13 protein-coding genes and 1 pseudogene are annotated in these 7923 nt (G+C 54.4%); 7 read left to right on the top strand and 7 right to left on the bottom strand.

Going from position 1 to position 7923, the window contains the following annotated elements; translation table 11 throughout:
- Positions 1 to 673: hypothetical protein (locus tag ACREAY_RS08015; protein ID WP_431755249.1), on the top strand; the 673-nt coding region annotated here is incomplete at its 5' end.
- Here the strand turns inward: ACREAY_RS08015 and ACREAY_RS08010 are convergent.
- Positions 670 to 813 (bottom strand): hypothetical protein, encoded by a 144-nt coding sequence (locus tag ACREAY_RS08010; protein ID WP_431755248.1) that lies wholly within the window; start codon positions 811 to 813, stop codon positions 670 to 672. The two genes, ACREAY_RS08015 and ACREAY_RS08010, sit on opposite strands and share 4 nt — an antisense overlap.
- 121 nt (positions 814 to 934) lie before the next feature.
- Here ACREAY_RS08010 and ACREAY_RS08005 point away from each other — a divergent pair, with 121 nt between their 5' ends.
- Positions 935 to 1399, top strand: coding sequence for an SRPBCC family protein (locus tag ACREAY_RS08005; protein WP_431755247.1), 465 nt, complete (start codon positions 935 to 937; stop codon positions 1397 to 1399).
- Here ACREAY_RS08005 and ACREAY_RS08000 read toward each other — a convergent pair whose 3' ends face one another.
- Together ACREAY_RS08000 and ACREAY_RS07995 are read right to left on the bottom strand one after the other, a co-directional pair.
- Positions 1400 to 1768 carry a 50S ribosomal protein L31e gene (locus ACREAY_RS08000; protein ID WP_431755246.1) on the bottom strand — a complete coding sequence of 123 codons (369 nt, stop codon included), beginning with the start codon at positions 1766 to 1768 and terminating at the stop codon, positions 1400 to 1402.
- A gap of 9 nt (positions 1769 to 1777) precedes the next feature.
- Positions 1778 to 1936, bottom strand: a complete 159-nt coding sequence (locus ACREAY_RS07995) for a 50S ribosomal protein L39e (protein ID WP_431755245.1) — start codon at positions 1934 to 1936, stop codon at positions 1778 to 1780.
- Between the two features lie 189 nt (positions 1937 to 2125).
- On the opposite strand from ACREAY_RS07995, the gene ACREAY_RS07990 reads away from it, so the two are divergent.
- Positions 2126 to 2998, top strand: a complete 873-nt coding sequence (locus ACREAY_RS07990; RefSeq protein ID WP_431755244.1) for a flavin reductase family protein — start codon at positions 2126 to 2128, stop codon at positions 2996 to 2998.
- Here the strand turns inward: ACREAY_RS07990 and ACREAY_RS07985 are convergent.
- Both ACREAY_RS07985 and ACREAY_RS07980 read right to left on the bottom strand, forming a co-directional pair.
- Positions 2972 to 4318 carry an aspartate aminotransferase family protein gene (locus tag ACREAY_RS07985; RefSeq protein ID WP_431755243.1) on the bottom strand — a complete coding sequence of 449 codons (1347 nt, stop codon included), beginning with the start codon at positions 4316 to 4318 and terminating at the stop codon, positions 2972 to 2974. The genes ACREAY_RS07990 and ACREAY_RS07985 overlap by 27 nt on opposite strands.
- Before the next feature lie 213 nt (positions 4319 to 4531).
- Positions 4532 to 4792 (bottom strand): hypothetical protein, encoded by a 261-nt coding sequence (locus tag ACREAY_RS07980; RefSeq protein WP_431755242.1) that lies wholly within the window; start codon positions 4790 to 4792, stop codon positions 4532 to 4534.
- A 331-nt stretch (positions 4793 to 5123) separates the two neighbouring features.
- On the opposite strand from ACREAY_RS07980, the gene ACREAY_RS07975 reads away from it, so the two are divergent.
- Positions 5124 to 5633, top strand: coding sequence for a cupredoxin domain-containing protein (locus tag ACREAY_RS07975; protein WP_431755241.1), 510 nt, complete (start codon positions 5124 to 5126; stop codon positions 5631 to 5633).
- Between the two features lie 13 nt (positions 5634 to 5646).
- Positions 5647 to 6024, top strand: a complete 378-nt coding sequence (locus tag ACREAY_RS07970) for a hypothetical protein (protein WP_431755240.1) — start codon at positions 5647 to 5649, stop codon at positions 6022 to 6024.
- Here ACREAY_RS07970 and ACREAY_RS07965 read toward each other — a convergent pair.
- Positions 6010 to 6357, bottom strand: a complete 348-nt coding sequence (locus ACREAY_RS07965) for a winged helix-turn-helix domain-containing protein (RefSeq protein WP_431755239.1) — start codon at positions 6355 to 6357, stop codon at positions 6010 to 6012. The two genes, ACREAY_RS07970 and ACREAY_RS07965, sit on opposite strands and share 15 nt — an antisense overlap.
- Positions 6358 to 6630: 273 nt before the next feature.
- Here ACREAY_RS07965 and ACREAY_RS07960 point away from each other — a divergent pair, with 273 nt between their 5' ends.
- Together ACREAY_RS07960 and ACREAY_RS07955 are read left to right on the top strand one after the other, a co-directional pair.
- A complete protein-coding gene (locus tag ACREAY_RS07960; protein WP_431755238.1) occupies positions 6631 to 7089 on the top strand; it encodes a RidA family protein in 459 nt (152 codons plus the stop codon).
- 134 nt (positions 7090 to 7223) lie between these two features.
- Positions 7224 to 7553 (top strand): hypothetical protein, encoded by a 330-nt coding sequence (locus tag ACREAY_RS07955; protein ID WP_431755237.1) that lies wholly within the window; start codon positions 7224 to 7226, stop codon positions 7551 to 7553.
- On the opposite strand, the pseudogene ACREAY_RS07950 reads toward ACREAY_RS07955, so the two are convergent.
- Positions 7537 to 7923: pseudogene (locus ACREAY_RS07950) on the bottom strand (thioredoxin); the annotation flags it as partial. The gene ACREAY_RS07955 and the pseudogene ACREAY_RS07950 sit on opposite strands and share 17 nt — an antisense overlap.

The raw sequence follows: 7923 nt of genomic DNA, 5'->3' as shown, positions 1-7923 counted from the left end.
CGGCAGGTCTGTAACTATATCAATAGACAAAGGCATGGTGGACAATCACTTTGGCACATCGCCTATCTATGGCGTGGTGTCAAAAGTCCCGAGCCAGATAACGTCCCAGTCTTACAGCGGCCTTTCGGTGTCAGACTCGGTAACTTCTTCAAAATCGACAAACTCTAGTTCCACTTCCGCGTCGACCGGCTCTGCAACTTCCAGCTCAAACTCTACTTCAAACAACTCTACGCAGACCGCGTCTTCGAGCAATTCTACACAGAATGCATCTTCTAGCAACTCGACGTCAACCTCTACTCCGCCTTCCAGTCCGCCTCCTGCGAGTTCACCCAGCTCCAACTCTACAGCTCCACCCCCACCAAGCCCTGCAGCCACTACAGTCTCGCTTGCAGCAAGGTCTGCCACGGACCTGTACAGCTGGTTTTCCGGCAACGAGGAAAATCCCACGCTCCGGTTCGCGGTCAACTCTGACGTGACGATAGCGATAAGCAACGAAACTGACAGAAAGCACAAGCTCGTCATACAGTCGGAAGACGGCACACAACTTGCCGCAAGCGACGACGTCCTAGTGGGCCAGTCCGGGGAGCTGGCATACCGGCCTACGTCACCGGGAACGCTTCAATACATGTGCGATTACCATTCGCCGATGCACGGGACCATTGAATTGAGCTAGGACTTGAAACTGTCGGTCAGTTTCTTGTGGTACATCGACTTGCACGGTTGGTCGGGCGAGAGCCTGACTTCCTTCATCTTTTTTCCGTCGTACATGGTCTGCAAAAACTTGAAGCAGACGGGGCACACGTCTATTGCCATGGCGTAAATCTCTCTGGCTTTAATATATTCCCCGCGGGCAGCTTCCTGCGTAAATGAAATTGAAGTCTTATGTGTTCAAATTCCATCGACCTTAATAATTACAGCCCACCTTGGAGGCTAGATGGAGATCCATACGTCGATAGTGATCGACGCTCCGGCGTTCAGCGTGTGGAACCTGCTCACCGACCTTGCCAGCTACTCGCGGTGGAACCCCTTCATAACGAAGATAAAAGGCGAACTAAAGCAGGGCGGCCGGCTCGACATGGAAATGAAACTTGACAAGGTTGTCGCAATCGACCCAGTGGTCCAGGACGTCCAACTCGAGCGGCAGATATCGTGGCTCGACAAATCCACCGGCAGCCTCTTTGTGGCAGAACACCGGCTAGAGATCCAGACCCTGGCACACGACCGAGTCACGTTTTTCCAGATTGCAAGTTTCACGGGCCCTATAGTGTCGCTCGTCGAGAAAAGGCTGGAGACCGGCTTTCGAAAGGGCCTTGAAGAAATGAATGCGGCGCTGAAAAAAGTCGCAGAGCAGAGCTGGATAGGCTCGACCGGCCAGCCCGTGCTGGCTGGCAAGAACTAGTTACTGCTTGGCTGCTGCTTCGGCCTTGGTCTCTTCTGGCTTTACTTCTGCAGCCGGAGCCTCGATAGCAGCCGCTGGCGCGGGAGCAGTTGTCGTCGTTTCAACCGGCTCTTCATACAGTGAGACTGTCACAACGTCGTCTTCGTCCTTGACCATCTTTACCCTTACCTTCCTCGGCGGGTTGGTCTTGCCGCGTGCCCAGATCTGCCTGTTCAGGTCCTGGTCGAGCTTGACCTCGCCTGACTTCATGTGCTTCTCTGCAAACTCGCGGATCATGTTGATGACCCTGTCTGTCCTCCTGTACCGTGGCGTTATCCATGCCTTTCCCAGGTTTATAGTGTAAACGCGTGTAATGTTTTCTTCTGACATTTATTTCACTTATCCGACATTGACATCGGACTTCCTCCAGCTCCTGCGCTTGGGATTGGTCCTGACCTTCCTGTTGGTCCTGATGATTATCCATGCTGGAACCGGCTGGTTCTGCCTGGTCTTTTTCATCAGACGCTTTTTGCGCGACGTGTTTTTACGCGCAGCCATATTCTTTCTTGGATTCTTTCTCTCCGCCTTTTAAGTGTTGGCGTGGCTATTTGCGCATCTTGAAAAACAGACACGACAGAGCTACGCCGCGATGGTTATGGAAAAAGTTCTGCAGGCGTCAGGACGCTGCCTAAGCCAAAACCGGCTTGCACCAAATAGTTGATTAAATGCCGCGCAGGGATTGCTTGCATGCAGGACCGCGTCCACCGCTACTTTGCCACCACAGTCGGCCTGATAACCACCGACGGCGAGCACGGCCGGAACGTGATGGCAGCCGAGTGGACGATGCAGGTTTCTTACGAGCCCATGCTGGTCGCGATATTCATACACGATTCACCGACGCTGTGGAACATCCGCGGCTCGGGCGCCTTTGGCGTCAACATTGCGTCTGACGATCAGGCCGAGCTTGTCAACATTGCAGGAGGATACTCTGGCACCGAGGTGGACAAGCTTGCCATACCCGGCACATTTGAGACCTATGACGGCAAGCTGGTTCCAATGATAAAGGGGTGCGCCCTGAACGCCGAGTGCCGTGTTCGCTCAATCCGGAAAATAGGCGACCACGTGATGGTCGTGGGCGATGCAGAGGCTGCAGCCTTTGACGACAAGAAAAGCCCGCTGGTATACACGCGCGGGAACTATCGCCGGATCGCCGGCAAGCTGTCTTCTGGCAGAAAGGTAGTGAGGGTGGCGCCGTCAACGTTTGACGCATTCAAGCAAATGTCTGGAGGCCAGTTTGTGCTAAAGTGCGCGGCGGCGCTGGCTGAAAAGGACGGCAAGGTGCTGGTGGCAAAATTTGGGAGGTGCTGGATGGCTCCCGCGGTCGCAGTCGAGCGCGGCCAGAACTATGAAGCCGCGCTGTCAAAACACCTGGCTTTAATCGGCGTCAGGGCCGACGTGCAGGGCATAGCGAAACTGGAAAGGCTGATGCTGAAATCAAAAGGCAGGGCGTTGCGGGCAAATTTCGTCGTCTACAGGTGCCGGGCAAAAGGGGGAGAAGGCAGGTGGTTCGCCCGGCTCCCGAGAAACATTGTGCTACGGAGCTTTTTTGAAAAGGCCTGAACCTGCTATTGCTTCCGTTGCCGAAAGTAGTTTCCTGACGTCGCCTTCGTCGTGCGCGTACGACATGGCGCCCATCTTTGTCGGCAAAAAGAAGATGCCGTGCTCTGCCATCAGCGCCATGTGGTATTTCGCCAGCTTGACCCTGTCTGACGTGGCCACGTCGGTGGCATTTGCCACTTCGGCACCCTGCTCTATAAAGTGCGTCATAAAGGCCGACTTTGTCCCCGTGACTGCGCAAGGGACGCTGGATTCTGCAAATATCCTTGAAAGCCCTTTTCTTGCCATTTCGCCCAGCCTGTCGACCTTGCCGTAGACCTGCCGCTCGTTCTTTTTCAGGTAATCAAGCGTCGCAAGCCCCGCCGCCATCGTCGCCGGGTTTGCAGAAAACGTCCCGCCCCCTATCGCGCAGCGCGCCTGCTTGTCAGGCATCGACACGGGATCGGCAAGCGACATCACTTCTTTGTTGCCGCACACCACGCCTATCGGCATGCCGCCTCCGCAGATCTTGCCCAGCGTAAACAGGTCCGGCTCCAAGCCGTAGAGGTGCGCCGCGCCGTGAAGCGACAGCCTGAACCCCGTCACTATCTCGTCAAGTATGAAAAGCGCCCCGTTCTTTTTCGCGAATTCTTGCAATCCTTGCAGATAGCCTTCTGCGGGCGGTATGCATCCAGCCCCTCCAAGGACAGGCTCGATGATTACGCAGGCAAGGTCGTCCTTTATCGTATCAAGCACCTTGAGCGAGGCTTCAAGGTCGTTGAACGGTATCGATTCTACATACTGGCCCTCGTCCTGCACCAAGCCGGGGCCCTCCTCGGCCTCAAAGGGGTAGTTGACAGTCTGCATCAGGGTGGTGTTAAAGCCGTGCCAGCCCCCGATCGCCTTTGCTATTACCCGCCTCCCTGTCTTTGCGCGGGCAAGCCTGACTGCATACATGGTTGCTTCAGAGCCAGTGCTTGAAAAGCGCATCATCTCTGCCGCCGGCATCAATTTCTGAATCATTTCAGCCAGCTCGACGCTTGCGTCGTTTACGACGCCGTAAAGCGTGCCCTTGCGCACCTGGCCTGCAAGCGCGCTTGCGACCGGGGCGGGCGAGTGGCCAAGGATCATTGCCCAGTGGCCCATCCAGTAGTCGGTGTACCTGTTGCCGTCGACGTCGTGCAGGTGCTTGCCCTTTGCGGCGTTTACAAAGAATGGGTATGGCTCAAAGTACCGTATGTTGTGGCTGATGCCTCCAGGGAATACCTTTACAGAGCGTGAAAAAAGGCGCCTTGACCTGCCAGTCTTGCGCTGGTAGCGCCTCACATAATCGCCATACTTCATGAGCAACGCGTTTGAATTGATTCATGTATAATCCTTTTGCGCAGCTGCGTTTATTTGGCATTGCTGCGGCGTTGTGTGCATTGAACTGCATCGGGTGCGGCCATACCCACCATACGCACGACATTCATACAGACAGCAACGATTCGCTTTTAAAAGTTGGGAAATGCCTTGTCCCCGGGTGCGAATGCATCCAGTACGTGGACAAGATAGAGACTATTGACGAAGACCTGCTGTAGCGTTCCTGAGCGACGGCGGGATCTGCGCTTCTTTTGCCGTCACTTCTGGCGCCGGGGGAAGCCCGTACTGGTCCCTCAGCGTGTCCTGCTGGTTGAGCATGACCTCGTCAGAGAACCTCGGCCCGATGTGGCCAAACCACACCCACATGAGGATAATTACCGCAAGCGACAAGCCCATCACTAGGATGGCCGCAGCTACGCCTGTCATCTTGTAGCCGCTTTCATCGTGACCGCTCATGCGATCTATTTGCCGCAGAGGCTTTTTAAAAGTTATTCGCTTTGGCGGCCTTGAAATGGTAACTTAACTATGTTAATCATGCTGTAAATACCTGGAATCTCATAGGTCTGAAGGCTTGAGTTGACCTGCAAGAATATCTGCGAACGGTACCGGGCTACCAAGCAACGAAGAAGCAGCTACTATGCCGAGGGCTCCAAGAGGTGCACCGTCTGCACACTTTTCATAAAATGGGAAGGAATAGAGTGCCCCTGCTGTGGAAGCGTCTTGAGGATAAGGCCGCATAACATGGGGAAGAACAGGGTTAACAATGTTAATCATTCCCTAAATAGTCATGGCGGCAACCGGAGACGTGCCAAAAAAGCAGAAACGGCAGGTTTCAAGGGGTCTCACTAAAAACGGGATGATTGCAATAGGGGCGATGGCTGCCGTTGCAGTCGTAATCGGGATTGTTGGCTATAATTCCTCAATCACTGCCAACGGCAATGCGCCTGTCTTTGGGCTTGCTGCCAACCATTTCATAAAGGCCACGCATTCCGCCAAGGAAGGCTACATGTACGTGAGTCAGTCGTCTGGCAGCGTCAAGGGCCTGAGGAGCGGAGGCGGCAGCGTCAATCCCTCTTACACTCTTACAAAAGGAGACCTGCAGTCGCTCCACGTGATCAACGAGGACTATGAAACACATTCCAAGCACAATCTTAACATCGACGCCTTTAATGTCCACACCCGGGACCTGAACTACTTTGAAAGCCAGACGGTCACGTTCTTTCCGGAAAAGGCTGGCACTTTTGAATACTATTGCACCATCCACCCGGAAATGAAAGGGGTTATAACGATAGAATGAAGCAGGATGAGATATGAGCGAGGATAAGCCTCTGCGCCATGACATACTCACACTGATGGACAGCTTTATCGAGCAGATCCAGCAGATGAGGAGGATACTCATCGGGGTGTCTGTCTCTGCAATCGTGCTGGCGCCGCTGGCACTGGCCCTTTCACTCTACCTCATCCTCCACCCGTCTTTTTTTGCCGTACTAGAGATTGAGAACGAGTTTGGGCTCATCCTGAGCGTCCTGCTCGGCGCAGTCATTGTCATTTCTGGGATATGGTTTTTCACTGGCATCCGGCAGTACCGCTCTATGAGCGCATGGAAGAACCGGTACAAAGAATACTCGCAGCAAAAGGAAGAGATGGATAAAAAGATTGCTTCGCAGTTCAACCTAGACCAGGAGTAACAGCGAAAGTTTGCTACCTACACTGGACTCTGTGCTAGAGTCTCTCCGGCGGGGAAACATTTTCTCGTACGGCTCCAGGACGGTTTTGAAAAACTCGATCCCTTGATGCGTGGGCTTGTAGGTTGCAACTGTTCTTTTTCCAAATTGCCTTTCCGTCCTTTCGATCAGCCCATTTGCTTCCAAGTCGTCGAGGATGACCTTGTGCTTTGTCATGTTCAGGCCGCAAAAGCTGACGAGTGCAGTCTGGTTCATCTCGCCGTATTCCACCAGTTTTAGAATAATGTCCTTGACGATGTATATCCTGTCTCTGTAAGAGCTCGGGCTGCCAGACATTAACGGCCTGATTTGGGGATAGAGTCTGGAGCAATATTAATCTGCAATAGGGTTAACATGGTTACGCCATTCTTTAATATCAAAGACTGCGTCTTTAATGTCGTCTCTGCAAATCAGGGCAAACGGCTTCACGCCGGCCTGCTCCGTCGTTGGCTCGCCAACCACTTGCCGCTCTGGGCAGGGCCAGTTACAGGAAAATCTCCAGACACTGGATTTTTTCTAAAAGCCTCTTTTGGCGCAACGCAAATAACGGCACGGATGCTGTAAGGCGCCATGATAGAAGAAACCCTGTCGCTGCTTGGGGTAACCCTGCCGTCCCCGCCTGCCGCCGCTGGCTCGTACGTCCCCGTGGTAATATCCGGGAATCTTGCTTTTGTCGCAGGCCAGATACCTGTGGAGGCAGGGCGGGTAAAATTCATGGGCAAGGTGGGCAAGGACCTGACGGTGGAAGCAGGCCAGCAGGCGGCGAGGCTGTGCACAATAAACGCCCTTGCGCAGCTGAAAGCGGCGTTTGGAAGCCTTGATAGAGTGCAGCGGGTGGTCAAGGTGACAGGCTTTGTCAATTGCCAGCCTGACTTTACAGATCAACCCAAGGTCATAAACGGCTCTTCCGACCTGCTGGTGCAGACGTTTGGCGAAAAGGGCAAGCACGCAAGGGCTGCAGTCGGCGTAAGCAGCCTGCCCCTTGGCAGCGCGGTAGAAGTAGAGTTTATCGTAGAAATCGCTCCATAGTCCGTGGCTGCCGCGCGCCCGTGCTCTACCGACTTCTCTGCAATTGTCGCACGCATGGCGCCGGGCTGCGCCTATGCCGGCAAGAAGGGCTGTCTGGAGATTGATTTACTAATGGCCGCCTTGATACGGAAAACATGCAGGACGAGTCGGTCAGGTTCAAGATAACCCAGATGATAGACACGGGCTCTAACGTTACTCTCGCGCTGTCAGAAGACGTCGAGCTGGAAGCGGTCTCTCAGCAGCAAATGATGCTCGAAGCAGTCGACAGAGCCATCGCAGACAAGGAGGTCAAGGAGCAGATAAAGCCTATACTGGAGGCGTTGCTCCGGTCGCAGCCCCAGACCGTCGTCAGGTCGTACGCCCCGACCACCATACAGGTGTCGATGCCGAAGAGGCGCTATGAAAAGATGGGAAGCCCCCGGGTGGGCGAGAGGATGCTAGTCGAGATCAAAAAGGCCCCGTGACGCCCAGCTGCCTGGCCAGCTCTTGCTGCGATTTTATCGGCAGCGAGCACGTAAAGTTCCTGCACACAAACGCAGTCTCGCCTTTTTCAGCGGCCCTGCCCTTGAAGAAGGCGTACTTTTGTAATGCTGAAACGTCGGTGTCGCTCACGCTTGCCGTTATGCCGTCGGGCAGGAACGCGCCATTGAGCCACTTTGCCATCTCTCCCCTGCCGATGACCGTGACTTCGACCGGCTTTTTGACATAGAGGTAGATGGCCATCAAGAGCTGGCCAAAGCCAAACGGGTTTTCAGCGGCCGGCCTGGCTCCCGACTTTATTATCCTCGCTGCCCTGTCCAAATAGTCGGGGTTTTGCACGTAGTGGTACAGCCG

It is taken from the genome of Nitrososphaera sp. (assembly GCF_050748925.1).
Classification (GTDB): domain Archaea; phylum Thermoproteota; class Nitrososphaeria; order Nitrososphaerales; family Nitrososphaeraceae; genus Nitrososphaera.
Note: the sequence above shows the minus strand (reverse complement) of the source record. Positions and strands in the feature narration are given on the sequence as shown.